This is a genomic window from Pseudomonas sp. URMO17WK12:I9 (assembly GCF_900230165.1).
Lineage (GTDB): Bacteria > Pseudomonadota > Gammaproteobacteria > Pseudomonadales > Pseudomonadaceae > Aquipseudomonas > Aquipseudomonas fulva.
Map to the genome: position 1 here is coordinate 1 of NZ_OCMQ01000007.1, position 24397 is coordinate 24397.

The 24397-nt window shown below is 63.6% G+C and carries 21 protein-coding genes and 1 pseudogene; 11 read left to right on the forward strand and 11 right to left on the reverse strand.

Features of this window, described 5'->3' with window-relative positions; genetic code table 11:
• Positions 1-157: 157 nt before the first annotated feature.
• The 3 genes from CRP40_RS22015 to CRP40_RS14825 all read left to right on the forward strand — a co-directional run bounded on the left by CRP40_RS22015 (position 158) and on the right by CRP40_RS14825 (position 4183).
• Entirely contained in the window at positions 158-586 is a 429-nt protein-coding gene (locus CRP40_RS22015) for a hypothetical protein (RefSeq protein ID WP_115065761.1), read from the forward strand.
• Positions 587-608: 22 nt separating this feature from the next.
• The gene (locus CRP40_RS14820; RefSeq protein WP_230395972.1) at positions 609-3080 is read left to right on the forward strand and encodes a UvrD-helicase domain-containing protein; all 2472 of its coding nucleotides are present in this window, start codon (positions 609-611) and stop codon (positions 3078-3080) included.
• A 176-nt stretch (positions 3081-3256) separates the two neighbouring features.
• Positions 3257-4183 (forward strand): alpha/beta fold hydrolase, encoded by a 927-nt coding sequence (locus CRP40_RS14825; RefSeq protein WP_027914793.1) that lies wholly within the window; start codon positions 3257-3259, stop codon positions 4181-4183.
• A gap of 41 nt (positions 4184-4224) precedes the next feature.
• Here the strand turns inward: CRP40_RS14825 and CRP40_RS14830 are convergent, their stop codons facing one another.
• The 3 genes from CRP40_RS14830 to CRP40_RS14840 form a co-directional block, all read right to left on the reverse strand.
• Positions 4225-4794 carry a hypothetical protein gene (locus CRP40_RS14830; protein ID WP_027914794.1) on the reverse strand — a complete coding sequence of 190 codons (570 nt, stop codon included), beginning with the start codon at positions 4792-4794 and terminating at the stop codon, positions 4225-4227.
• 70 nt (positions 4795-4864) lie between these two features.
• Positions 4865-5251 carry a VOC family protein gene (locus CRP40_RS14835; protein ID WP_027914795.1) on the reverse strand — a complete coding sequence of 129 codons (387 nt, stop codon included), beginning with the start codon at positions 5249-5251 and terminating at the stop codon, positions 4865-4867.
• 148 nt (positions 5252-5399) lie between these two features.
• Positions 5400-6020 (reverse strand): biliverdin-producing heme oxygenase, encoded by a 621-nt coding sequence (locus CRP40_RS14840; protein ID WP_027914796.1) that lies wholly within the window; start codon positions 6018-6020, stop codon positions 5400-5402.
• A gap of 119 nt (positions 6021-6139) precedes the next feature.
• Here CRP40_RS14840 and CRP40_RS14845 point away from each other — a divergent pair, with 119 nt between their 5' ends.
• Positions 6140-6631 carry a GNAT family N-acetyltransferase gene (locus CRP40_RS14845; protein ID WP_027914797.1) on the forward strand — a complete coding sequence of 164 codons (492 nt, stop codon included), beginning with the start codon at positions 6140-6142 and terminating at the stop codon, positions 6629-6631.
• Positions 6632-6754: 123 nt separating this feature from the next.
• On the opposite strand, the gene CRP40_RS14850 is transcribed toward CRP40_RS14845, so the two are convergent.
• Positions 6755-8125, reverse strand: coding sequence for an 8-oxoguanine deaminase (locus CRP40_RS14850; RefSeq protein ID WP_027914798.1), 1371 nt, complete (start codon positions 8123-8125; stop codon positions 6755-6757).
• 192 nt (positions 8126-8317) lie between these two features.
• Here CRP40_RS14850 and CRP40_RS14855 point away from each other — a divergent pair, with 192 nt between their 5' ends.
• A complete protein-coding gene (locus tag CRP40_RS14855) occupies positions 8318-9529 on the forward strand; it encodes an MFS transporter (protein ID WP_027914799.1) in 1212 nt (403 codons plus the stop codon).
• On the opposite strand, the gene CRP40_RS14860 is transcribed toward CRP40_RS14855, so the two are convergent.
• Positions 9499-10434 carry a LysR family transcriptional regulator gene (locus CRP40_RS14860; RefSeq protein ID WP_027914800.1) on the reverse strand — a complete coding sequence of 312 codons (936 nt, stop codon included), beginning with the start codon at positions 10432-10434 and terminating at the stop codon, positions 9499-9501. The two genes, CRP40_RS14855 and CRP40_RS14860, sit on opposite strands and share 31 nt — an antisense overlap.
• Positions 10435-10671: 237 nt before the next feature.
• On the opposite strand from CRP40_RS14860, the gene CRP40_RS14865 reads away from it, so the two are divergent.
• Positions 10672-11223, forward strand: coding sequence for a sterol desaturase family protein (locus CRP40_RS14865; RefSeq protein WP_027914801.1), 552 nt, complete (start codon positions 10672-10674; stop codon positions 11221-11223).
• Here CRP40_RS14865 and CRP40_RS14870 read toward each other — a convergent pair.
• The 5 genes and pseudogenes from CRP40_RS14870 to fni all read right to left on the reverse strand — a co-directional run.
• Positions 11147-12079: pseudogene (locus tag CRP40_RS14870) on the reverse strand (phytoene/squalene synthase family protein); the annotation flags it as partial. The gene CRP40_RS14865 and the pseudogene CRP40_RS14870 overlap by 77 nt on opposite strands.
• A complete protein-coding gene (locus tag CRP40_RS14875; protein ID WP_027914803.1) occupies positions 12076-13566 on the reverse strand; it encodes a phytoene desaturase in 1491 nt (496 codons plus the stop codon). The pseudogene CRP40_RS14870 and the gene CRP40_RS14875, both read right to left, overlap by 4 nt.
• Complete coding sequence (gene crtY, locus CRP40_RS14880; protein ID WP_027914804.1) at positions 13563-14729, reverse strand: lycopene beta-cyclase CrtY; 1167 nt, start codon at positions 14727-14729, stop codon at positions 13563-13565. Before crtY ends, CRP40_RS14875 begins: the two co-directional genes overlap by 4 nt.
• On the reverse strand, positions 14714-15991 hold the full coding sequence (locus tag CRP40_RS14885; RefSeq protein WP_027914805.1) for a glycosyltransferase: 1278 nt from the start codon (positions 15989-15991) through the stop codon (positions 14714-14716). Before CRP40_RS14885 ends, crtY begins: the two co-directional genes overlap by 16 nt.
• Positions 15988-17034 (reverse strand): type 2 isopentenyl-diphosphate Delta-isomerase, encoded by a 1047-nt coding sequence (gene fni, locus CRP40_RS14890; protein WP_027914806.1) that lies wholly within the window; start codon positions 17032-17034, stop codon positions 15988-15990. The genes CRP40_RS14885 and fni overlap by 4 nt, the downstream gene beginning before the upstream one ends.
• A 186-nt stretch (positions 17035-17220) precedes the next feature.
• Between fni and CRP40_RS14895 the strand changes: the two genes are divergently transcribed.
• Positions 17221-18198, forward strand: coding sequence for a polyprenyl synthetase family protein (locus tag CRP40_RS14895; RefSeq protein WP_050587319.1), 978 nt, complete (start codon positions 17221-17223; stop codon positions 18196-18198).
• Positions 18199-18380: 182 nt separating this feature from the next.
• Here the strand turns inward: CRP40_RS14895 and CRP40_RS14900 are convergent, their stop codons facing one another.
• Positions 18381-19805: a PLP-dependent aminotransferase family protein gene (locus CRP40_RS14900; protein WP_027914807.1), complete on the reverse strand. Its 1425-nt coding sequence runs from the start codon at positions 19803-19805 to the stop codon at positions 18381-18383.
• Positions 19806-20128: 323 nt separating this feature from the next.
• On the opposite strand from CRP40_RS14900, the gene CRP40_RS14905 reads away from it, so the two are divergent.
• The 4 genes from CRP40_RS14905 (at position 20129) to CRP40_RS14920 (ending at position 24303) form a co-directional block, all read left to right on the forward strand.
• On the forward strand, positions 20129-21538 hold the full coding sequence (locus CRP40_RS14905; RefSeq protein WP_027914808.1) for an amino acid permease: 1410 nt from the start codon (positions 20129-20131) through the stop codon (positions 21536-21538).
• A gap of 110 nt (positions 21539-21648) precedes the next feature.
• Positions 21649-22425: a trans-aconitate 2-methyltransferase gene (gene tam / locus CRP40_RS14910; RefSeq protein ID WP_027914809.1), complete on the forward strand. Its 777-nt coding sequence runs from the start codon at positions 21649-21651 to the stop codon at positions 22423-22425.
• Between the two features lie 123 nt (positions 22426-22548).
• Positions 22549-23259, forward strand: coding sequence for a YebC/PmpR family DNA-binding transcriptional regulator (locus CRP40_RS14915; protein WP_023535102.1), 711 nt, complete (start codon positions 22549-22551; stop codon positions 23257-23259).
• 99 nt (positions 23260-23358) lie between these two features.
• Complete coding sequence (locus CRP40_RS14920; protein ID WP_027914810.1) at positions 23359-24303, forward strand: LysR family transcriptional regulator; 945 nt, start codon at positions 23359-23361, stop codon at positions 24301-24303.
• The last annotated feature ends 94 nt before the right edge of the window (positions 24304-24397 follow it).

Consider the following 24397-nt stretch of genomic DNA (forward strand, 5'->3'; position numbering starts at 1 on the left):
TTACTTTTTGTCAAACGCCACAAAAAGTAACCAAAAAAGGCTGCGCTCCGTTCATACGGCCCCTACGCTGCGCTTCGGGGTTCCCTCACTCCGGTCTTGCTCCCGGGAGGACCGCGCTGCAGGCCCCATCCTGGGGCCCAGCGCTTGACAGGCATCCATGCCTGTCACCTCCCTCCGCAAGACCTGCGTTCGGCCTTCTGAAGTCGCGAAGATCAAAAGCAAGATCAAGATCAAGATCAAGATCAAGATCAAGATCAAGATCAAGATCAAGATCAACTGCAACAGCAGTAACAGCAGTAACAGCAATAATAGCAATAGTCTTAACTACGATATTGGAATTAAAAGTTTCAAACTTGACTTGATTGAATGGCTTGAGCCTCGCATATGGCTCAACGATACACTCTTTCCCCTGCGGAAGCGGCCTTGCCGGGCGCCGAACCGAGCGCGGTGGGCCGCTAACCCAGCGTACGTCATCCTCGGTCAAGACCGCGCAAGCCTACTCCCCCTTGCCCCAGCCGTGACCCCCGATGTTTTCCCACGCATTCGCTGGCGCTTTTGCGCCATTGCGGCGAACATTGCCGGCTGATTTTGCTGCCAACGGAGTGACTGTGGCCAACGAGCAACCCAAGGCCCTCGCCGAACTGACCCCACCCACACGGCTACCCTGGCTTAAACGGCTCATCGCCCAGTGCCTTGGGCGTGGCCTGACCCGCATTCAGGCGCAACACCCTCATTCCTGGTGGCTGGGCCATGCCGATGGCCAGCACCAGGGCCGTGACGAAGGCCAGCGCGCAGGGTACGAACGTGGCCATGCGCAAGGGTACGAGGCAGGCCAGCAAGTGCTGGTCATCCGTGACCATCGCCCCGACACCCCGGCCGTGCCCGGCCAGGACGATCACCTGTTCGAGGATTGGCGACTGGCCTTGACCGCCGACCTGAAGAAACGCTTCAAGGCCGACGTCGCCCAGCGCCTGCCCAGCCACGCGCAACCCAGCGCCGCGCAATGGAAACTGATCTTCAGCGACACACCCTCCACCTGCGTGGTGGCCGGGGCAGGGGCGGGCAAATCCACCTCCCTGGTGCTGCGAATCTTGCTGCTGCGTCACTACCTGGGCTACGAACTCGACGCGATGACGGTCGTCACCTTCACCCGCGAGTCGCGCAAGGACTTCATCAAGCGCTTGGTGCAGGTGTTCGCGCTGTGGGATGTTCACCTGCAACCGGCACAGGCGCGCGAACTGGTCCGCACCTTCCACTCCCGCATCCTGCCCCTGGTGCGCAGCCTGCCTGGGTTCGAGCACGTGCGTGCGTTCGAGGCCCTGGGCAACGAGATGCCCGCCGGGCGCGAGGCCGAGGCCGATAGCAACCCGTTCGACCTGCGCCTGAACGATGCCCAGCGCCAACAGCTCAATCATTGCTACAGCACCCTGCTGGCGGACAGCCCGCGCTTTGCCGAGCTGATTGGCCACTTGCGCAACGAAGCCTTGCAACTCAAGCCAGTGGATCCGGATAACCCCGAGGTGCAGAAACGCGCCCAGGTGACGCAGCTGGCTGCGCAACGCGACGAAGAGCTGTGCGATGTGATCGAGGACCTGTGGTTCGCAGCAGGCGCTTGGCCGATCCAGGGCATTGAGCCGACGCGCGACACCGTGGAGATCCGTGGATGCCGTTTTCATGTACACGGCCGGTTGGGTGCCACAGGGCCCTTGGTGGTATTGGGCTTCGACCCCTCCGAGAGTGCCCAGTACCAACGACCCGGCGCCAAGCTGGCCGTACGCGGGGAGTGGGCAGTCAAACGAACCCTGTTGCAGGCATTCTGCGACCAGCCGTTGATCTGGCTGGACAACTACGCCATGGCCCGGCGCCTGGCCGCTTCGCTGGCGGGCGACGCCGTGACGGGGCCGGGGTTTGAATACAAGGTCAAGGGCGAGCTGTCCGCCGCGCCGCTGCTCGACGCATTCGTCAGTGCCGCGGGCTTTATCGAAAACCTCGGGCTCGAAGTGAACACGGCGATTGCCGACATGCGCTTCGTGCCAGGCGACAGCGACGCGCTGTTCTTCGAAGCGTTAGCCCTTTACTGGAAGGCGTTCGAAGCGCATCTGCTTGATCAGGTCCCTCCGGTCATGAGCTACAACCGCATGTTCGCGCTGTTCGGGGAAAACAACCCGGAAAACCTGCAGCTGTTGCCCGACCCGCTGCTACGGCCGCTGGCGCATCTGATGATCGATGAATTCCAGGACGTCTCGCCGCAAATCGTCAGCTGGCTGCGGGCTTCCCTGCGCGAAATCCGCAGGCGCGGGCCCGGGATGAATGTCGGCCGCCATGCTCAGCACTCGTCCCTGTTGTGCGTGGGCGATGACTGGCAGTCGATCTATGGCTGGCGAGGCAGCTCGCCCAAGTACTTCACCGAATTCACCAAGGCGTTTCCGACGCCCGCCAGCACTCGAGTGATGATGGTGGAAAACTATCGCTGCCAGCAGCAGGTCATCGATGCCGCTGAGCACCTGGTCAAGGGCACACCCACCATCGCCGGCAAGAAGGCCCGAGCCGCTGGCCCTGCCGCTGAACTTGCCGGTTCACCGGTCAAGGTCTTCGAGCGTGACGAGGCCGCCCTGGGCCAGACCCTCATCGAGCATTACCAGCGCGGCGAGTCGGTGCTGATGCTCTACCGCAAGGGCAATGACCGGGCAGCGATGAGCGAACACCTGGAACCTGTGCTTCAGGCCGAGGCAGCAGTGCCCGCCGAGCAGCGGCGTCTTCGCCAACTCACCTACCACAGCGCCAAGGGCTTGCAGGCCGATGCGGTGTTCATGCTGGGCGACTGCCAGTACCTGACCAGCTCGCCCTACAAGAACCAGGTGTACCGCCAGGCGGGCCTGGGCAAGGCGGGCGACCCGCAGCCGTTCGACACCGCCCAGAAAGAGGAGGTGCAGCGCTTGGCCTATGTGGCCGTGACCCGAGCAGTTCAGCATTGCTACTGGCACGTGGAACCGGCCAATGGCGACGCCGCCGTGGCCGCTCGCGCTTCCAGCCGCGTCGATGGCCGCCAGGACTGTTTCGAAGACTGCCGGGGTCGGTGACGGTTAAGTCACCGTCGGTAAGGGGCCAGTGGTGGCCACTGGCTTGCGCCAAGGTGACCTGTCGGCGCCATGCGCGCTCCGGCGCAAGGGTTGCCGCAGACGACAGGCGTCGTGGAATGCGGTGGCGTGTTCGGTCTGGTGTACGTGCATCAGGCTGCCGATCAGGAAGCATACCCATGCGATCAACCACCACACCCAAGGATCACCCGCTGGACATCAATGGCATCGAAGTGGCGGTGCGCTGCTGGGGCCCGGAGGATGGCATTCCCGTACTGGCCTTGCATGGCTGGTTGGACAACGCCGCCTCGTTCGAGCGCCTGGCACCCCTGCTCGATGGCTGTTTCGTGGTAGCCCCCGACCTGGTCGGCCACGGACGTTCCGACCATCGTCGTCATGACAGCGGCTACTACTTGTGGGAGCACGCCGAGGACATGCTGTCGGTCACCGAAAGCCTTGGCATGCGGCAATTCCATGTGCTGGCGCACGGCATGGGCACCGGTGTGGCTTCGCTGCTGGCCGCCATGACCAGCGGGATCGCGAGCATGACCTTCCTCGACGGTATGGGAGCACCATTCACCGTAGCCGAGCATGACCGCGTGCAGCACCTGGCACGGGCCTATCGCCTCAAGCGCATGGTCCAGCGTACGCAGATGCAGGGCTTCAACGAGCGGGACGTGCAACGCTTCGACGATCTGGACAGCGCGCTGGCGCAGCGCCGCGAACGGCTCGACACCGACCTGTCCCAAGAAGCGGCAAGGTTACTAGCGCTGCGCGACTTGCTCCAGCTCAACGACGGTTATTGCTGGCGACACGACCCGCGGTTGGTGCTCCCAGAGCCCATGCCGCTCACCGAGCCTGAAGCTTGCGCGCTGCTCAGCCAGATTCGCTGCCCGCTGTACCTGATGTTCGGCCGGCAGGGCGCTTTCACTGGCGAGGCTTTCGACCGCCGTGAAGCGGCATTGCCGCCCCAGGCGAAAGTGTCCTGGCACCCAGGCGGCCACCATTTCCACCTCGATGCGCCGGACCGTGCCTTGGTTGATCAACTGCTACGTATCCTCGCGCGCCATGAAGGCGCCGTGTTGCAGCGGCTGGTCAACGAGTAGCGCCCAGGTAAGGTTGCGCCATTCGTTCAGACACACTGGCTTTAGTCAAAGTAGCCTCGCAGGCTGAAGCTGTACCCCGTGTCCGCGGTGGTGTTCGCCACACGCCCGCTACGCTTGCTCAGGACGAACTCGAAGGTGGGCTCGTACAGCCCATCGCGCACGCACGCACCGGCCAGGACTTCGACCTCATACCAACCGTTGTCCAGTTCGATCACCGGGCGGCCGGGCTCACGGTAGCGCGCCATCAAGTCGCCCAGTGTCTTGGGGGTGAAGTACTGGAGGATGCGCCAGGTGTACAGCATCACAGCGCCATGCTCGACGTTCAGCGAATAACCACCGCGCTGGTGCTTGAGCCGGCTGCCCGGCTCGCGCAATTTGGGCATTTGCCCATCGAGCGTGAACACCACGTGATAGGGGAGGTTGTCGACGCCGGCCACAGGCAGCACCACGCCGTCGCGCACGGCCATGTCGCCGCTGTCATGATGGGTGAATTCGTGGGCCAGGTCGTCAGGCAGGCCATGCTCCTGCTTGAAGCGCTCAAGCAGTTGAATGTCACCTAGCAGAAAGTAGTCGACCAGGTCGTTGAGCACTTCGTCGAACTCATGACGCATCGCATGTCCTTGGGCAACGATCGGTAGGGCCGCGCCAGTTGAACTGGCGCAGGCGGTTTGCAAGGGGCGGTCAGTGTAACTGGGTAATCTGGATGAGGTTGCCGCAGGTGTCGTCGAAGATTGCAGTCAAGACGTTATCGACCTCGGCGGGAGCCTGGTGGAACTTGACACCGGCAGCGGATAGCCGGGCATATTCGCCTTGAATGTCACGCACCGCGAAGATCGCGGTGGGGGTACCGTCTTCCTTGAGCGCAGCCTTGTACGCTTTCGCCGCGGGATGCACCTCTGGCTCCAGTTGCAATTGCACGCCGTTGGGGTCGTTGGGCGAGGTCAGGGTCAGCCAGCGGTGCTGGCCCATGGCGAGGTCTTGTTTGGGTTCGAAGCCCAATACGTAATGATAGAAGGCAAGCGCTTTGGCCTGGTCGTCGACAAGAATACGGGTGAGCATGATCTTCATGGGCGCACACCTATGCCGGGGTCGTTAAGTACCAGTAAAGACGGCCCATGGCGTTTGGCAATCCAGCCCAGCATCAAATCGCTATTTTGTTCATGCCATCGGCGTATCCGGGCCGCAAGCTGGCGACTGGCCAATGCAGCACAAGCGTTCAGCCTTCGCAGGTGTGCGCAGCGGCTTGCAGGTCAGCGGCGAATACCTCGGTGACCTTCGTCCGATAGGCTTCAAAGGCTGCGATGGCGCCGGCGATCACGCCAGCTTCCTGTTGTTTGTCGAGTTCAAGGCCGTCGATTGCGCTCACGAACGCCTTCCAATGCAGCGCCCGTCCTTGCGGGTGCGCTGCCAGGTGCCGCGCACCCAGGCCCTCGTCCAGGCCAAGGCGCTGGGTGTGCTTGAACAAGAAAGCGGCGCCCAGGTTCGATCCTTCGCTGCAATACAGCCAGCCCAGTGCATGGGCCGGGTCTACCTTCACGCTCGTCGGCAAGGCAGGTGGCAGTTGTCCCACGTCGCGAATGTCCTGCTCGACCGCTGCAAACCGCGACAGCGACGAGAGGCCCGGCAGCCACGTATTGAGGTGGGGGTCTTCGTAAAGTCCCAAGAGGCTGCCGTGAAAATGATGCTGTACCAGCAGGAAGCGCGCATAGCGCGCCCTGTGCTGAAAAGGGTGGGCGGCCATGACCAACTGATCGACACCGTCATGTTCGCGGTGGGTGGCCGCTTTGAGGCGTTTGCAACGGCTCGTCTCCAGGGGTGGCACGGGTACTGCGATCATTCGGTGAGTCCGTCGCGGGCAGAAAGGCCTCCATGATGCGTGGCGGTGAGCATCGCAGCAAGCGTCAGGCACGGTTATCATGGTCGCCGTATCGTTCAGACCCAAAGGAAAAGCCGGTCATGCCTTCGCTTCAGTTCCGTACGCCGTCCCTGGAGGACGCCAGCCGCTGCCACGCCATCGAGATCGGTGCTTACGAGGGAGACGAAGCGGCCACGCTGGAAAAGATCCAGACGCGCATCAGTCAGTATCCACAAGGTTTTCTAGTGCTTGAAAGCGACGGGGCCATCGTGGGCTTCATCAACAGTGGTTGCGCCCATCAGGTCGTGATGTCGGACGAAGCGTTCAAGGAGCTGGTCGGGCATGACCCCGATGCCCCCAACGTGGTGATCATGTCGGTGGTGGTCGACCCGGCTTACCAGGGCCAAGGTCATGCAAAGCGGTTGATGGAAGCGTTCATTCTGCGGATGAAAGCCTGCTCTAAGCAGACCATCCACTTGATGTGCAAGGAACAGCACGTGCCGCTGTACCGCAAGCTGGGCTACAAGTACGTCCAGCCGTCACCTTCCGACCACGGCGGCATGGCGTGGCACGAGATGGTGATGGTGCTGTAAGCCTGTTGCCGTGCGGTGCCTACAGGGTGAGCTTGCCGTCAGACGGGGGCTGGCTTGCCGGCAATGGGCTGCGATGCAGCCCCGCAGGCACTTGGCAGCCAGCACCTTAAGGCACCGCCTCTATCAGCCCGCGACCAACTGATAGGCCAGGCGGTTGTGGCGCTCGAGTACCCGTGGCAGGTCGACAGTCACCAACTGACCTTCCCTGACCACCACCTTGCCGTTGATGACGCTGGTATGCACCTGGGTCGGGGTGCAGAACACCAGCGCTGCAAGCGGGTCATGATGGCCGCCGGCGTAGGCTACATGGCCCAGGTCGAAGGCGACGAAATCGGCGACCATGCCCGGTGCCAATGCGCCGATGTCATCGCGGTTGAGCACCTTGGCACCGCCCAAGGTAGCGATTTCCAGTGCTTCACGGGCCGTCATCGCGTCCGGGCCAAACCCTACGCGTTGCAGCAGCAGGGCCTGGCGAACCTCGCCGATCATGCTGGCACCGTCGTTGGACGCCGATCCGTCCACCCCGAGCCCGACCGGAACGCCATGATCGCGCATGGCGCGTACCGGAGCGATACCGGAAGCCAGACGCATGTTCGAGCATGGGCAATGGGCGACCCCGGTACCGGTGCGGGCGAACAGTTCGATGCCATGCTGGTCCAGTTGCACGCAGTGAGCGTGCCACACGTCGGGCCCGACCCACCCCAGGTCCTCGGCGTACTCGGCAGGGGTCATGCCGAATTTTTCCCGGCTGTAGGCAATGTCATTGACGTTTTCGGCCAGGTGCGTGTGCAGCGATACACCATGTTGGCGAGCCAGAACAGCCGCTTCGCGCATCAGGTCGCGGCTGACCGAGAAGGGCGAGCAGGGCGCGACCACGATCCGGCGCATCGAGCCATGGCTGGCATCGTGGTAGTCCTCGATCAGGCGCTGGGACTCCTTGAGGATATCCGCTTCCTTTTCCACCACCGAGTCCGGCGGCAGCCCGCCCTGGCTCTGACCCACGCTCATGCTGCCGCGAGCAGCATGAAAACGCATGCCAATTTCGGCAGCCGCATGGATGCTGTCGTCGAGCTTGCATCCGTTGGGGTAGATGTACAGGTGATCGCTCGAGGTGGTGCAACCGGAAAGGATCAGCTCAGCCATGGCCGTCTGGGTCGAGACTGAAATCATCTCGGGCGTGAGCCGTGCCCAGATCGGGTACAGCTGGGCGAGCCAGTTGAACAGTTCGCCGTCCTGGGCGGCTGGCACTACCCGGGTCAGGCTCTGGTACATGTGGTGGTGCGTGTTGACCAGCCCAGGGATGACCACCTTGCCGGACATGTCCAGCACCTCGTCCGCCTGTTGGGGAAGGGTTTCGCTGGGGCCAACCTGCTTGATCAGGTTGTCTTCGATGTACAGCCCACCGCCGCGGATTTCGCGACGCTCGCCATCCATGGTGACGAGCAGTTGGGCATTTTTGATCAGTAGCGTTCTTGAAGTGTGTGCAGATGACATGGTTGATGCCTGTTGCAATACGCGCCGGCGATGGCCAGCGTCGTAGGCGACGCGGCTATGTAATCAGGAAACGGGGAAGTTGTATACATTGAGCTGATTGGTGAATTTGCGTCATCCCATATGTGAAAATCGGCCAAAAATAAGACCTGCGCGATCGAATAGACTGGCGGCCAACGTCTTGAGAGTTTTTCCATGCCTGCCGCATCTTCCACCGCTTCACCCGTCGACGAAGCTCCACGGGCAGCCATCAGTATTGCCATCCTTGCGTTTTCCGCTTTCCTGATCGTCACCACCGAGTTTCTCATTGTGGGCCTTTTGCCTGCCCTGAGTCGCGACCTGGGGGTGTCCATCTCCATGGCGGGACAACTGGTAACGCTGTTCGCCTTCACGGTCATGTTGGCAGGGCCGTTCCTCACGGCCATGCTGGCGCACCTGGACCGTAAACGGCTGTTCATCACCATCTTGCTGGTCTTTGCCGCGGCCAATGCCCTGGCGGCCGTGGCCGACAATTTCTGGGTACTGGCCGTTGCACGTGTCATACCGGCATTGGCATTACCGGTGTTCTGGGGGACCGCCAGCGAGACAGCAGGGCACCTCGCGGGGCCCGAGCATGCAGGGCGCGCGGTGTCTAAGGTTTACCTCGGCATCTCTGCCGCCATGCTGTTGGGCATCCCGCTGGGCACGTTGGCCGCTGACGCGTTGGGCTGGCGTGGCGCGTTCTGGGCGCTGGCGGTGCTTTCGCTGGTGATGGCCGTGGCGATGAGCGTCTGGATGCCCCACGTGGCCCGTACCGCCAAGGTGGATTTTGCCCGCCAGGCGCGGATCTTCACCGAACGCTTCTTCGTGGCGAACGTGCTGCTGTCGATTCTGGTGTTCACCGCGATGTTCACCGGCTACACCTACTTGGCCGACCTGCTCGAGCGTGTGGCGGGTGTGGCCCCGGCTCACACCGGTTGGTGGCTGATGGGCTTCGGTGCCGTTGGCCTGCTGGGTAACTGGATCGGGGGGCGTGCCGTCGACCACTCCGTTCTCAAGGCTACCGCGGGCTTTCTGGTGCTGCTGGCGATCGGCATGGCCGCGCTGGTGCCCTTGGCCCATGCAGGCCTGGTTTTCTGCCTGGCGCTGGCCTTGTGGGGTGTCGCCAACACGGCGCTCTACCCGGTTTGCCAGGTGCGCGTCATGGCGTCGGTGAGCCACGCCAAGGCACTGGCTGGTACTGCCAACGTGTCGGCTGCCAACGCCGGCATCGGCCTGGGTGCGGTGCTCGGTGGCATGACCATCGACGGTCTGGGGATTGCCTACCTCGGTTATGTGGCCGCCGCAGTCGCGGTGCTGGCGCTGCTGACAGTGCCCGTGGTAGCCAGGCTGGCACCTCAGACGGGTTCGGCGGCACGCGTGCCGTGAGGCGCGAGCCTGGGCAACAGGTAATCGAGCAAGGCACGCACCTTGGGTAGGTGCTCGCGACGCTTGAGCCAGACCAGGTTCATCGGCAGGCCATCGGTCGCCAGCTCCGGCAGCACCTCGATCATCCGTCCTTGATCGAGGTGCTGCTGGGTCAACCAGGTGGGTAGCTGCCCTATACCGTGGCCGGCCAGCACCGCCGCGACCTCGCCTTCGCCATCACCTACGGCGATGCGCGGCTGTACCGTGCGACGCTCCATCTCGCCAGGCTGGCGCCCTTTGAAGAACCACGGGCTGACCAAACCGTCGGTGTGCCCATAGCCCACGCAGTGGTGGTGCTCCAGGTCCTCCTCGCTTTGCGGCGTACCATAGGTGTCGAGGTAGTCGGGGGCTGCACAGAACATCAGGCGCTGGGCGCCAAAGTACTGATGGCCCAGGGCGGCGGGCCATGTATCGGGGCCGCCGATGCGTACCACGATGTCGATGCCTTCCTGCACCGGATCGACGAAACGGTCGGAAAACGATACGTGCGGCTGTAACAGCGGATGCTGCCGGGTGAACGCCAGGATCAGCGGCAGCACATGCAGGCGACCGTAGGAGGCGGGCAGGTCAATGCGTACCCGTCCGTGAGGTTCATTACCCGTCGTGGCGAGGGTGTGTTCGACTTCTTCCAGATCGGCCAGCACCGACGTGCAGGTGCGGTAGAAAACCACGCCGGCCTCGCTCAGCGACAACCGGCGTGTGGTGCGCTCGAACAGGCGAACGCCCATGCGCGCCTCAAGGCGCGCAATACTTTTGCTGACCGCCGAGCTGGTAAGGCTCAGTCGCCCGGCCGCTGCCGTGAAGCTGCCAAGGTCGGCGACCGCGACGAAGACGTCGATCCCTTTGAGTCGTTCTGAGGAGTGCATGGCCGGCCTTTACATGGGTTCGTGGTGCAGACCCCGGCAGCATAAGGGATCCTGAGATGGCGTTTCAGGGTTAAAGCATCGGGCAGGGCTGGATAGCGCGTTGCCAACGGAACACCAGCCCATCTTGCACACTCATAGGCTTTGCGCCAGCGCCTTGGGTAGATCATGCTGTACCCACCCGGCCCCGACGCACCAAAGGACTGCCCCCATGTTCCCTCTTGCCTGGATAGCCTGCGCATGACCCTGACGTTACTCACCTTTTTCGGCACCCTGGCCGCCATGGAAGGCGTGGCCTGGTTTGCTCACAAGTACATCATGCACGGCTTCGGCTGGGGCTGGCACCGCTCGCACCATGAGCCACGCACCGGGATCTTCGAGAAGAACGATCTCTACGCCGCGGTGTTCGCCGTGCTGGCGATCATTCTCATCGCCCTGGGCAATGCCGGCTGGTACCCGTTGCAATGGGTAGGCGCAGGCATGACGGCCTACGGTGTCCTGTATTTCGTTGCCCACGACGGCCTGGTCCACCGGCGCTGGCCTTTCAAAGTGGTCCCGCGCAAAGGTTACTTCAAGCGCCTGTACCAGGCACATCGGCTTCATCATGCCGTGCAGGGCCGCGAAGGCTGTGTGTCGTTCGGTTTTCTGTACGTACCCACTATCGAACGGCTGCGTCGGCAACTTCGGGCGCTGCATGGGGGGCCGCTGCGGGCGAAGGGCGCTGCCACAGGCGAGCTGGGCGCTGAGGGTGGCGATGCAGCCGACAGCTCAGCGCCTGCCAAAACCCTGTGACCAAGGCACCGACCTTTTCGAGTTTTGACGTAGACAGCCGGCCGTCCCAGGCGTCGACCCCGGCGCTGTCGACCTTCAGGCCGATGCGCCGGTAAACCTGGCCTGCCGTGGCCACTGCCCACGCCGAGCGAAGCGGCAAGGCCTGCAGCCCGGCCTGGGCGCTGGCGTAGTAGGGTTCGGCGTGGGCGACCAGGCGCCTGGCCAAGGTAGCGACGGCTGCGCGATGACGCACATCGGCCAGGTCGTCTGCACTGAGGTCGAATTCCGACAGCCAAGCCTGAGGCAAGTAGCAGCGCCCGACCTTGGCATCATCGACGATGTCCCGGGCGATGTTAGTCAGCTGCATGGCCAGGCCCAGGTCGCAGGCCCGGTCCAGCACGCGGGCATCTTGAACACCCATGACCCTGGCCATCATCAGGCCCACCACACCTGCTACGTGATAGCAGTAGACCATGACCTCATCCAGGGTCTGGTAGCGGCAGGCGGACACGTCCTGGGCGAAGCCTTCGAGCAAGTCGAAGGCTTCGGCGCGGGGAATGCCGTGGCGCCTGGCCACTTCGCGCAGTGCGGCGAAGGCCGGCTGGTTCACGGGCAAGTCCGCGCAGGCGGCCTCCGTCTGACGCTGCAGATCCAACAGGCGCACCTGCGCTTCTTCCTGGCTGATGACCACCGCATCATGCCCGGCTTGCTGACCATCGATCACGTCATCGCAATGGCGGCACCAGGCATACAACAGCACAGCGCTGCGCCGGGTGTGGGCATCGAACAGCCGGGCTGCTGCGGCAAAGCTTTTCGAACCCACGGCAATGCTGTGTTCGGCATGGGCAAGTAACTGGTCGTGGTTCGGTGCGGTCATGCGCCCAGGTCCTCGAGCATCAGGCCTGCGGTGGCCTTGGCCGAGGCGATCACGCCTGGCACACCGGCCCCTGGGTGCGTGCCTGCCCCCACCAGGTACAGATTGCTCACTTCGCTGTCACGGTTGTGCGGGCGGAACCAGGCGCTCTGGGTCAGGATGGGTTCCAGAGAGAACGCCGACCCCAGGTGGGCATTAAGTTCTTCGCGGAAGTCCAGCGGCGTGAAGGTGCGGTAGGTGACCAAGTCCTCGCGCAGGCCTGGAATGTAGTGACGTTCCAGGTAGTCGAGAATCTTGTCCCGGAACCGTGGCCCTTCCACTTCCCAGTCGATGGCCGCGTTGCCCATGTGCGGTACGGGCGCCAATACGTAGTGGCTCGAGCATCCTTCCGGGGCCAGGCTAGGGTCGGTGGCGCAGGGGGTATGCAGGTAGAGTGAAAAGTCTTCGGCAAGCTCGTGACCGTTGAAGATTTCGTCAATCAGCTCCCGGTAGCGCGGGCCAAAGCACACCGTGTGATGACGCAGTTGCGGCTGCGTGCGCTTGAGCCCGAAGTGCACCACGAACAGCGAGTTGCTAAAGCGCTTGCCCTTGAGCCGCTTGCCTTCCTGTTCACCGCGAGGGTGTTCGGCCAGCAGGTCGGAGTAGGTGTGCACCACATCGGCATTCGAGGCGACTGCGTCTGCCCGCCAGCGTCGCCCGTCCTGGGTGCGCACGCCGGTCACGCGGCTGCCTTGGGTTTCGAACGCGGCCACCTCGGCATTGAGCTCCAGGGTGCCGCCCAGGTCGGTGAACAACTTGGCCATGCCCTGCACCAGCGCGCCCGTGCCGCCTTTGGGGAACCAGACACCCCAGGTGCGCTCCAGCGCATGGATCAGCGTGTAGATTGAGGACGTGGCGAAGGGATTACCCCCGACCAGCAAGGCGTGGAACGAGAACGCCTGGCGCAGTTGGTCATCTTTGATGAACCGCGCCACCATGCTGTAGACGCTGCGCCAGGCTTGCAGGCGAGCCAACTGCGGGCCGGCATGCAGCATGTCGCGAAAAGACAGGAAGGGCACTGCGCCAAGCTTGATATAGCCTTCCTGCAACACGGCCTTGGAATAGGCCAGGAACTGTCGATAGCCTTCCACGTCCTTGGGCTCGAAGGCCTCGATCTGGCGCTCCAGGTCGGCTTGGTCATTGCCATAGTCGAATGCCCGGCCATCCTCCCAGCACAGGCGGTAGAAAGGCGTTACCGGCAGCAATTCCACATACTCATGCATGGGCCGGCCGGCGAGGGTGAACAGGGCTTCGATGGCGCTCGGGTCGGTGATCACCGTGGGGCCTGCGTCGAAGGTAAAGCCTTGGTCGTGATAGACGTAAGCGCGGCCACCTGGTTTGTCGCGCGCCTCGAGCAAGGTCGTGGGGATACCCGCGGCCTGCAGGCGGATGGCCAGGGCCAGGCCGCCAAGGCCTGCGCCGATGACCAGGGCGGATCGTTCGTTGCTCATGGATAATCCTTGAAATGGGCAGGGGAGTGTCGCAAGGCAGCCTTCATGGCCTCGCCGACGGGCACAGGCGGTTTGCCGCACAGGATCCGCAGGCGATCACGCAGCGTACTCTGGCCTGCGTAGAAACGGGCGATCAGCCCCTCAGGCAATCGATAAAAGCGCTGCATCACCTGCCAGCGACGGTTCGGCCGGCCGGCCAGAAACAGCATTCGGTTGAGCAGGCGATAGAACCCTTGCTCACGCCAGCGACGATGCAGGTAGGCGCCCAACGCGGGCTTGAGCGACGCCGTGTCCTCCAGCGCTTGCGTTGACAACCAGTCGGCCAGGCGCACGGCATCGGGCAGGGAATAACCCGTGGTGCAGTGAAACAATCCGGCCCGCAGGCCAACGGCGAGCGGCCCGTGCTGTTCGTTCCACCAGGCAGGAAAGTCGTCGACCAGGGTAATCGGCAATACGCCCTGTTCTTCACGCAGGCACTCGGCGACGTGCCAGCCGCGCTGCTGCAGGTAGCACTCGATGTGCTGGCGCAGCTGCTGCGCGGCGGGCGCCTGGCTGTCGACGTAATGGGTGTCCTCCACCAGCAAGGTGTCAGCCGTGAACGGCAGGACATAGACGAAGCGATAGCCCTCGCCTTGAGGTACGCGTGCGTCCATCAGAATCGGTGCGACCAAGCCATGGGGGGCCGTCAGACGTACGACCTGCCCGAGGAACGCCTGCTGGCCGAGGACCCGGTGAGGGCTGTGCTGCATGCCCCGGCCATCGATCACCACCGCGGCGTGCAAGGTTTCGCCACTGGCGAGCGTGACATGGCTGGCACCCACTTCGGCGACCGCGCAGTCGGTGCGCAAGCTCGGGCCGAGGGCTGGGGTGATCACCTGCGCGAAACGCTCGCTGGTAATGCTCGCATAGCCGCCTTCCATGCGCCTGGAAAAAGCCGGGAAGTGCACGTGGTACGCAGGCCAGCGCTGCTCCACCAGCGGGGCGAGCCAGCGCAGTTGCTCGGCAGTAAGGTCGGCGTCGTGGAAGGACCACGTATGGTTGCCGCCCAGGACCGGCCCTTGCTCCAGGCACAACACGCGCCATTGCGGGCGCAGCTGCTGCAGTCGCCAGGCGATCAGGCCGTTGGCCAACCCCCCACCTACCAGGATCAGGTCATAGGGCACGGTACATTCTCCGAAATGCTGGGCTGGCCACTGCGCAGAGCGGCTTCGATGAGGCTGGCAGCGCGCTGTACGCCACCGCAGGTGGCAAGCTCGGCTTCAAGCGCCGCATCACGTGGTGCAGCCTCATCAAGCAGCTGACGCAACGCTTGGCCAATGGCCGATGCACTGGCACGTTTGGAGAGCACCCGGCCCAAGCGGTGATGGCGCACCCGTGCGGCCACGCCGGGCTGATCGAATGCAATGGGCATGACCAGCAGCGGTGTGCCGGCGCACACGGTATCGAGCACCGTGTTCAAGCCGCCATGGCTGATCACCACATTGGCTCGTCGCACAGCCCAGTGCTGGGGGGCGAAGTCGGTCACGACGGTAGCACCGATCTGGCGTAGCCGTGCCTGCTGATGCGCGTCCAACCCGCCGCAGTGAGCCACCAGCAACTGGGCATCCAGGCCCCGGCAAGCCTTGGCAATCCGTGCAAACAGATCGAACCGGTGGCCCTGCAGCGTTCCCAGGCTTGCGAATACCAAAGGCTTGCCGGATTCGAAAGACCAGTTGGGGCTCGCCTGGGAGGGCGTGCTGCGTAAAGGGCCGACGGCGTGAAAGTGCTTGGGTAGATCCGCTCTTGGGAAATCCAGATGCAGAGGTGTCTGGCTCAACTGGGCCAGCGGCGAGAGAAACTCATGGGCACCGCTGCGCGGTGGCAGCCCGTGGCGATGACACGCCTGCACTAAGGTGTCGTGCAGCGGGCGCATGAGCCAGTCATGGACTTGAGCACTGCCTTCGTAGAGGCGCGCATCCAAGCCGAGCCCGAAGGGCATCACGGGCAATGGCAAGCCCGGTTCGCGATTGATCGGCAACGCGCAGGCCACCGAAAAGAACGGCAGGTTGCAAGCCTCGGCCACCAAGCCGCCTGCGGGTTCCATCTGGTCGCAGATCATCGCGTCGACCCGATGGTCCCTAAGGGCCTGCGGCAGGTTGCTGATCAGCATGCCGGTGGTGTGCGCCAACTGCTTGATCAAGCGACGCAGACGCAGCGGCCCGGCGGGGTCGGCCACGCGGCGCATGGCGAGGTCAAGGCTGCCCGGCGGGCACTCGGCATGGCCAATGGCGACGAAGCCCAGCCGCGAGTCACTCAGCCAGCGTTCGGCTTCGGGCTGGTGAAAGAAACTGACCTGATGGCCGCGTTCGACCAACTCGCCGCCCAGCGCCTGCATGGCTGCAAAATGGCTGGGGTAGGGTGGGGCGACCAGGGCGAAGTGGCTCATTTGAGGTCGAGCTGGGCATTGACCAGTCGGGCCCGGCGCAAGTGCGCCAGCGTGGCGGAGCCGGTGCAGAAGCAGGCGATACGCAGTTGCCGGATGATCACGTCGAAATGTGAGACCACCGCTTCGGTAGACGTCATCGCAGAGGTCAGCACGCCGGCAGCCTGGCCCACCAAGTCCGCCCCCAGGCGGATGGCCTTGGCCGCGTCCACCCCATCGCGCACCCCACCCGAGGCGATCAGGCCAACCGTGGGCACGGCGCGGCGCACGGCAAGCAGGCTCTGGGCGGTCGGAATGCCCCAGCCGCTGAAGGCCATTGCCACCGCACGCTCGGCAGGGTCATTGGCGCGCTCCGCCTCGACAGCGGCCCAGCTCGTGCCGCCGGCGCCGGCCACATCGATCATGGACACGCCAGCGTCGTACAATTGCCGGGCCACGCCTGGGGAGATACCGGCGCCTACTTCCTTGACGATGATGGGCGCGTGAAGCTGCCCGGCGACGTGCTCGATGCAGGCGAGCACCCCGTTCCAGTTGCGGTCGCCTTCGGGCTGAACGGCTTCCTGCAAGGGGTTGAGATGAATGATCAGGGCGCTGGCATCGAGTGTATCGACCGCACGGCGGGCAAGGTCTACACCATCAGCCTCGCGTAACTGGGCGGCGCCCAGGTTTGCCAGGAGCGGGACGTCGGGTGCGAGCCTTCTCAGCTCCGTGGTCAGCCCCTGGTCCTGCCCGCTGCGCAAGCTAACTCGCTGCGAACCCACGCCCATGGCCAGGCCCAAAGCCTGCGCAGCTTCGGCCAGGTGCTGGTTGATAAACCGTGCCCGCTCAGCACCGCCGGTCATCGAACTGATCAGCAGCGGTGCGCGCAGTGCCATGCCGAACAGCTCGGTACCCAGGTTGACGTCTTCCAGGGCCATCTCAGGCAGTGCACAATGTTCGAAACGCAGCGCCGACCAGCCAGCATCGACCCCATGCGAGGTGGTGCCGGCGGCCAGAACGATATCGAGGTGATCATCCTTGCGTTGACTCAACGGGCTTTTGTTCATGCCGGCTCCACTGCCAGGGAATCATCCTGAGGTACGTGCGGTCTGTGTGCTTAGGACAGACAAGTTGTACAACACTACCCGTTTTGTATAGCTAAGCTCATAAAAAGCAAAGCATCAGGCAACGGCGCCTATCAGTCGTTCCTTTTTCATCTACGGTCAATGGGCCGCCCACATCGAGAGGCAAGGATGACGACCATCGCCCCCCCGCACAGCGCTGGCGCTGATCACGATCAGCCACTGGCCGTCGCACATGCGGCCGTAGAAGCCCGGCTGGCGGCCTTGCTGCCATCGGCAGGTCACGAGCGTGACCTAGTGGTTGCGGCCATGCGCGACTGCACCCTGGCGCCAGGCAAGCGCTTGCGGCCCCTGCTGTTACTGTTCACGGCACAAGGTCTGGGCGCGTGCCCACACGCAGCGCTCGACCTTGGCTGCGCCGTGGAGATGGTGCATGCAGCCTCCCTTGTACTGGACGACCTCCCCTGTATGGACAACGCCGCCTTGCGCCGCGGTCGCCCTACCTTGCACCTGGCGTTTGGGGAAGATGTGGCAGTGTTGACGGCCATTGCCTTGCTCTCCCGTGCGTTCGGGGTTGTGGCGGGGTTGCAGACGGTCGGGCCGGATGTGCGCAGCGACCTGGTCGTGACCCTCACCTCGGCAATCGGTGCCGATGGGCTGGTCAAGGGGCAGTTGCAGGATCTGCGCGACGGTGCACGGCCGCGCACGGCGGCTGAAATTGCCCAGACCAATCAACTCAAGACCGGGGCCTTGTTCTCGGCCTTGCTGGGTATGGCCGGCCGGTTGGCGGGGGCTGGCGAAACCCAGCAGGGCACCTTGCAGCAGTTGGCGGGGGAATTGGGGCAAGCGTTTCAATTGCACGATGATTTGCATGACCGTGACCCTGAAAGCGGCAAGAGCATGGGGTTGGACCAAGGCAAGTCGACCCTGCTGGCCATGTGTGGCGAGACGCAGGTGCGCCAGCGGTTGGAAGCCCATTTGCAGAGCGTCGAACAGTGCCTGACCAGCCTGGGCCTTCAGGCCTCACCGATTGGCGGGGTCTTGCGCAAGGTGTTCGCTTCGAAGGGTGTGCCGGCTGGCGGCAGCACCGTATGGCGTCAAGGCCTGAGCGGGCTTGCGGTGGGTGGGGCAGTCGTGCATCACGTGTAAGACGCAGGACGACGTGCCACAGCGCGAATCCGAGGGTCTACGCGGTCTCGTGTAGGACCGGCCGCGATGGGCCGCGCAGCGGCCCCAAGTTTTTCAGCTCGCCGGAGGCCCGGCGCGGTCGCTCCTACACGGGGCCGCGGATCCTGCAGAGGCGAACCTAGGGCGCCCCAGAAATTCCAAACTCACTGATCCAATCGCCTGGCATGCCTGGCAAATACCTTTTCCAGCAGTTCCCACATGACCGGGTCAAGGCTGAACGCCACGTTGAAACGCATCCAGCCCGTTGCCCTGGCGTCCACCATGAACAGCTGACCAGGGCCGAGCATGATGCCTTTTTCGAGCGCGTCATCGAGCAACAGCGCGCTGTCGGGGATCGAGGGATGGCGGGTCCAGATGTACATCCCCTCGTCCGATTCCGTGAACAGCTCGAAGCCTAGTCGGTGCAGATGCGCACCCACCCGTTGATGCGCCTCGGCCAGGCGTTGACGCAGGCGCTTGAGGTGCTTGCGCCAGCGACCGTCGATGATGGCGGCGTAGACGACCCGCTCCATGACCTGCGAGGTGGTCAGGCCCGAGCGCATTTTCAGGTGTACCAATTGTTGCGCCAGTTCCGGATTGGCCAGCAGGTAGCCCACCCGCACATTGGGTGAGATGCTTTTCGAGTAACTGCCCACGTAGACCACCTGCTGCAAGTGGTCAAGGCTGGCGAGGCAGGGTTGCGGTTCGGCGATCATGTCGGCGTACAGGTTGTTTTCGACCAGCCGCAAGCCATGCTGGCTGGCCAGTTGCAGCAGGCGGTGCAACTGCGGCAGCGGTGTGCGCGAGCACGTTGGGCTGTGCAGGTGAGGCTGGGTGAAGAAGGCCGTGGGCCGGTGTTGCGCCAGCAACTGCTCCAGCTGATTGAGGTCGTAGCCATTGGGCGTGCGCGCCACCCCCAGCAGCGTTGCGCCTTGGGTACGCAGGATGCTCATCAGGTTGGGGTAGCCAGGGTCGTCCACCAGCACCACGTCACCGGGGCGGACCAGCGTACGCACGGCCAGGTCCAGGGCCTGGCTGGCGCCGTGGGTCAACATCAGCTGAGCGGGATTGGCGACGATCGACAGATCCTGCTGCAGGTTCTGCGCCGTCAACGCGCGCAGCTCTGGCAACCCCATGGGATCGCCGTAACCGGACAGTTCCAGCGGGCTGCCAGCCACCTGCCGCAGCCCTCGGCGCAAGCCGTCTTCGTACATCCAGTCGTTGGGCAGCCAACCGCAGCCTGGCTTGAACGGCAACTGCCGGGTTTCGAAGATCTGCTGCAGGTACCACTCGGTGTTGAACGTTGGTCGGCTTGCGTCAGGGTCTGCCGTGTGCGTGTCCAACAGCTCAGCGGCAGCCCGATTGACGAAAAAGCCAGCGTTGCCGCGGCTCACCAGCAGCCCTTGGGCGACCAGGCGATCGTAGGCTTCCACCACGGTGAACGTGCTGACCGAGTAGGTGGCGGCGAAGGCGCGGATCGACGGCACCTTGGCGCCAGGCTTGAGCGTCTGGGTGTCGATCAGGGTGCGCAGGCCGTCGATGATCTGGTTGACCAACGGTGTGGAAGCGTCTGGATTCAATTGCAGCATGGGGGACCTTCAGGTGTGTAACGCCAGGTGCTGGCCCGGTGTATAGGGTTGGCGACCTGTACAGTGCAGTGCGAGTTTCATGCCACTGTGCATGGCTCTCTGCGATGGACATTTTTACATTAGGTGTCGGATATCGCCACACAAAGCATGTTCAGTTCGCTCCAGGCCTCAGCCCTGGGGCGCGTCAGCAGGCCGCCATGGATGGCCTGCGTGTGTTCGTTCACACCTCCTGCGCGCATTAGCACTGATGTACAGGTGAAACCGCCAGCCATCGGGGTTTCACGGTTTTCCTTGGATAAAAAGAAGCACGGGGTACACAACTGATGGACGCAACATCCACAACCACCACCGCGAACGGCGGGCACGAGAGCAAGCTCAGTGCCTCGCTGAAGTCGCGCCACCTGACGATGATGTCCATCGCCGGGGTCATCGGCGGCGCCTTGTTCGTAGGATCCGGCAGCGTGATCCACAGCGCCGGGCCGGCCGCGGTGCTGGCCTACCTGGCAGGCGGCATCCTCGTGGTGCTGATCATGCGCATGCTTGGCGAAATGGCAACGTCTTCACCCGACACGGGCTCGTTTTCCACCTATGCCGACCGCGCCATTGGGCGCTGGGCTGGCTTCACCATCGGCTGGCTGTACTGGTGGTACTGGGTCATTCTCATGGCCTGGGAAGCCTACGTAGCCGGCAAGATCCTGCACGGGTTCTTCCCGGACGTCAGTGTCAACGTGTTCGTGCTGGCCACGACGTTGCTGCTGATCACGGTCAACTTCTTCAACGTCAAGCATTACGGGGAGTTCGAGTTCTGGTTCGCGCTGATCAAGGTCATCGCGATCGTCTGCTTCCTGATCGTCTGTACCGCAGCGGTGCTCAACATCTGGCAATTCGGCGAGGTGCGGGGCATTACCCACCTCACCGCCGAAGGGTTCATGCCCAATGGCATCACCACGGTCATCGGAGCCTTGCTGGGGGTGATGTTCGCATTCCTTGGCGCCGAGATCGTGACCATTGCGGCCTCCGAGGCCAAGGACCCGGCTGCGCAGATCGTCAAGGCCACCAACTCGGTGGTATGGCGCGTGTGCCTGTTCTACGTAGGCTCGATCTTCCTGATCGTTTGCCTGGTGCCGTGGAATGACCCGCACCTGGGCGTCTCCGGCTACGGCGCCTATCGTCGTACCCTTGAGCTGCTGGGCGTGCCTTACGCCGAGTTGCTGATGAACTTCGTGGTGCTGACCTCGGTGAGCAGTTGCCTGATCTCCGGCCACTACACCGCCTCGCGCATGCTGTTCTCCCTGGCTCAGCGTGGCGACGCGCCGTCGTTCTTCAAGATCACCCGTGCCGGCACTGGCGTGCCGGTGTACGCGATAATGGGCTCGTGCGCGGTGGCGGTGGTGTGTGCGCTGATCAACTTCAGCGAGACCCTGCGCCCCAAGGACGTACTCGACACGCTGATGAACACCACGGGCATGATTGCCCTGCTGGTGTACCTGGTGATCGCGTTCTCCCAGCTGCGCATGCGCCGCAAGCTGATTGCCGAAGGCAAGGAAGTGCGCCTGAAGATGTGGCTGTTCCCGTGGCTGACCTACCTGGTGATCGCCTTCATCGTGGCAGCCCTGGTGACCATGGCGTTCATGCCTGACTACCAGATCCTGGTGATCTCCACCGGCATCGCGGCGGCGCTGGTGGTGGCGATGGGGGTTGTGCACCAGATGCGCAGCGCGCCTCGACACTAAGGCTCATTGGTTTTGCGAAGCGGCCGGCTCCCTCAAAGGGGCCGGCCGCTTCGCGTTTTGGGCGACAGATGGCATATGCTTCAGAGCATCGCTCATCGGAGAACGTCGCCATGTCCTGGTCTGCAACCCAGTATTCCTTGTTCGAAGACGAACGCACCCGGGCGGTGCGCGATCTGCTGGGGGCCGTGCCGCCGCGCCCGGTGCGACACGCGACCGACCTGGGCTGCGGGCCGGGCAATTCCACCGAGGTCCTGCTGCAACGTTGTCCCGACGCGCAGGTGACCGCGCTGGACAGCGACCCAGACATGATCGAGAAGGCCCGAGCGCGCAAGCGGCTGTGCATCCCGCGCGTGCACATGGTCACGGCGGACATCGCAGGCTGGTCCGCCCCTGAGCCCCAGGACCTGATCCTGGCCAACGCCTCGTTGCAGTGGGTGCCCGACCACGGGCAGCTCTACCCGCACCTGGTGCGTCAGCTCAGCGAAGGGGCGAGCCTTGCGGTGCAGACGCCCGATAACCTGGAGGAGCCCGCGCACACCGCGTTGCGCGAGATCGCCCGCCGGGGCCCGTGGGCGGCCAAATTCGACGACTTCACGTTGCCGCCGCGCCATGGCGCGGCGTTCTACTACGACCTGTTGAGCCCGCTGTGCGCCCGCGTCGAGGTGTGGCGCACCACCTACCACCACCCGTTGGTCGACGGCGCTGAGGGCGTGGTGCAGTGGTTCAAGGGTTCGGCCTTGCGGCCTTACCTGGCGCGGCTGCAGCCGCAGGAGCAGGAAGACTTCCTGCAGATGTACCTGCAGGCCATGCAAAGCGCCTACCCGCCAGCGTCCGACGGCAAGGTGCTGCTGGCGTTTCCGCGCTTATTCGTGGTTGCCACCCGTTAAGTCGTCGGGTGAGGTGTCGGTGCAGCGCAGACGGTTGTCGATCCTTCCCCATAGGCGTATAAACTGCTCCCACTTTTTGTGCCGGTCGCTTCCTGAACCGGCCGTTGAAACAAGAGAGTCGACATGGGCGCACAGTGGAAAGCCAAACATAAAGAAGCCGCGGCCAATGCCAAGGGCAAGGTCATGGGCAAGCTGTCCAAGGAAATCCAGATTGCCGCCAAATCCGGCGCCGACCCGGACATGAACCCGCGCTTGCGCCTGGCCATCGAACAGGCCAAGAAGGCCTCGATGACTCGCGAAACCCTGGAGCGAGCCATTCGCAAGGGTGCCGGCCTGGATGGCGATGCCGTGCAGTATGCGGCTGTCAGCTACGAAGGCTTTGCCCCGCATCAGGTTCCGCTGATCGTTGAATGCCTGACTGACAACGTCAACCGCACAGTGGCGCAAATTCGCGTGTTGTTCCGCAAGGGTCAGCTAGGGGCCAGCGGCTCGGTCTCCTGGGACTTCAATCATGTCGGCCTGATCGAAGCCACCCCCAACGGTGACGCTGATCCTGAGATGGCTGCAATCGAAGCCGGGGCTCAGGACTTCGAAGAAGGAGAAGAGGAGGGGTCTACCCTGTTCATCACTGATACCACCGACCTGGACGCTGTGCAGAAGGCCCTGCCGGTGCACGGTTTCACCGTCACGTCGGCCAAGATCGGCTACACCCCGAAAAACCCGGTGAGCGCTTCGAGCCTGAGCGCCGAAGCCCTGGCCGAAGTCGAGGCGTTTCTTGAAGCCATCGACGAAAACGATGACGTCCAGAACGTCTACGTTGGCTTGACGCAGTAAGCTCGAGCCCCCTTTGCCGATGCTGCCCATTGCCAGGCGTGTTGTACAGGTGATGGCGGGGCAGCGCTGCACCGGGGCGTGCCCCGAGCTGGAGCTGCCGTGAATCCTGCCTTTGCCACGCTCAGCCTTGCGCACCTGCGTGCGCTCGACCACCTGCTGCAGGTGAAGAACCTCAGTCGGGCGGCTGAGCGCCTGGGCATGAGCCAGTCGGCCTTGAGCCGTCAACTGGCTCAACTTCGCGAGGCCTTCGACGATCCGCTGCTGGTCCGCCAAGGCCGGGGCTACGTACTGAGCGAGCATGCCCAGACGCTACGCGAGCCCTTGCGCCAGGTGTTGGACGAGGTGCAGGCACTTCGTCAGCCTGCCGTATTCGAGCCTGCCCGCTGCCAACGCCGCTTTTGCCTGGCTGCTTCCGATTATGTCGCCGAGCATATGCTGCCTTTGCTGGTGACGACGCTGGAGCAGGAAGCGCCAGGCATCAGCCTGGAGTACCGCACCTGGCAAGCCGGGCAGTATGACTTGCTCGCCAGTGGCGAGATCGACCTTGCCACCACCCTGTTCGACGAATCGCCGCCCAATGTGCACGGGCGTCTGCTCGGCGAGGATCGGGCGGTGTGCCTGATGGCGCAGGACCACCCCTTGACTGTCCATGGGTGGGTTTCGCAAAGCGATTACCTGGCGTGCAGGCATGTACGGATCTCCGGGGGCGGGGACAAGGACAGCTTCATTGACCAGCACCTGCGTGCACAGGGCCTGCAACGGCGCATCAGCCTGCAAGTGCCGTTTTTTTGCGCCACGGTAAAGGTGGTCGCCACCAGCCAGGCAGTGGCTACCGTACCCGAACACATCGCCCGCCAATTGTGCCGCCTGCATCCGCTGGCCTGGCGACCGTTGGGGTTCGTCGAGCACAGTCAGCGTTATTGGGTGGTGTGGCACCAACGCCTGCAGGCATCGGCCGAGCATCGCTGGTTTCGAAACCGGGTGTTCGAGCTGTGGCGCCAATCGCAATTCGGTGTACAGGGCGGCCTTGCGCATTTGCCATAGCAGCTATGCGCAAGGCGCGGTTCTTCGCGCAGGCGACGCGCTCTACACTGCTCTCTGCCAGCCGCCGGCGCGCATTGACCGCCATCAGGCGGTG

Coding starts and splice junctions, on each gene's coding strand:
- CRP40_RS22015 (WP_115065761.1), top strand. CDS start 158: ATGCCTGTCACCTCCCTCCGCAAGACCTGCGTTCGGCCTTCTGAAGTC.
- CRP40_RS14825 (WP_027914793.1), top strand. CDS start 3,257: ATGCGATCAACCACCACACCCAAGGATCACCCGCTGGACATCAATGGC.
- CRP40_RS14830 (WP_027914794.1), bottom strand. CDS start 4,794: ATGCGTCATGAGTTCGACGAAGTGCTCAACGACCTGGTCGACTACTTT.
- CRP40_RS14835 (WP_027914795.1), bottom strand. CDS start 5,251: ATGAAGATCATGCTCACCCGTATTCTTGTCGACGACCAGGCCAAAGCG.
- CRP40_RS14840 (WP_027914796.1), bottom strand. CDS start 6,020: ATGATCGCAGTACCCGTGCCACCCCTGGAGACGAGCCGTTGCAAACGC.
- CRP40_RS14845 (WP_027914797.1), top strand. CDS start 6,140: ATGCCTTCGCTTCAGTTCCGTACGCCGTCCCTGGAGGACGCCAGCCGC.
- CRP40_RS14850 (WP_027914798.1), bottom strand. CDS start 8,125: ATGTCATCTGCACACACTTCAAGAACGCTACTGATCAAAAATGCCCAA.
- CRP40_RS14855 (WP_027914799.1), top strand. CDS start 8,318: ATGCCTGCCGCATCTTCCACCGCTTCACCCGTCGACGAAGCTCCACGG.
- CRP40_RS14860 (WP_027914800.1), bottom strand. CDS start 10,434: ATGCACTCCTCAGAACGACTCAAAGGGATCGACGTCTTCGTCGCGGTC.
- CRP40_RS14865 (WP_027914801.1), top strand. CDS start 10,672: ATGACCCTGACGTTACTCACCTTTTTCGGCACCCTGGCCGCCATGGAA.
- CRP40_RS14875 (WP_027914803.1), bottom strand. CDS start 13,566: ATGAGCAACGAACGATCCGCCCTGGTCATCGGCGCAGGCCTTGGCGGC.
- CRP40_RS14885 (WP_027914805.1), bottom strand. CDS start 15,991: ATGAGCCACTTCGCCCTGGTCGCCCCACCCTACCCCAGCCATTTTGCA.
- fni (WP_027914806.1), bottom strand. CDS start 17,034: ATGAACAAAAGCCCGTTGAGTCAACGCAAGGATGATCACCTCGATATC.
- CRP40_RS14895 (WP_050587319.1), top strand. CDS start 17,221: ATGACGACCATCGCCCCCCCGCACAGCGCTGGCGCTGATCACGATCAG.
- CRP40_RS14900 (WP_027914807.1), bottom strand. CDS start 19,805: ATGCTGCAATTGAATCCAGACGCTTCCACACCGTTGGTCAACCAGATC.
- CRP40_RS14905 (WP_027914808.1), top strand. CDS start 20,129: ATGGACGCAACATCCACAACCACCACCGCGAACGGCGGGCACGAGAGC.
- tam (WP_027914809.1), top strand. CDS start 21,649: ATGTCCTGGTCTGCAACCCAGTATTCCTTGTTCGAAGACGAACGCACC.
- CRP40_RS14915 (WP_023535102.1), top strand. CDS start 22,549: ATGGGCGCACAGTGGAAAGCCAAACATAAAGAAGCCGCGGCCAATGCC.